We start from the raw sequence: 255 nt of genomic DNA, 5'->3' as shown, positions 1-255 counted from the left end.
GTTTCAGCTGTGCCTGTTGTTGCGCCAGCTCACCCTCTATCCGGCTGACCAGATCCAGGCGCGCTGTGCTCGTTGATTCCGGACTGATTAACTGATGACGGTTCTGAAAAGCCAGTACCCGCGCATTCTCTGTCTGTACCCGCTGATAGGCACGATCGACCTCCTTCTCCACAAAGGCCAGCTGCTCCAGCGCTATCTGATGACCAAGCTGATTAATAAAACGCTCTGACTCCCTGAGCATCAGCGCCACCACGC

The 255-nt window shown here is 55.7% G+C and carries 1 pseudogene; it reads right to left on the bottom strand.

The annotated features are described in order from the left end of the window. A pseudogene (locus tag ACU8YC_RS28800) lies at nt 1–255 on the bottom strand (sugar transporter); the annotation flags it as partial.

This window comes from Citrobacter sp. VF227, assembly GCF_052950715.1.
Note: the sequence above shows the minus strand (reverse complement) of the source record. Positions and strands in the feature narration are given on the sequence as shown.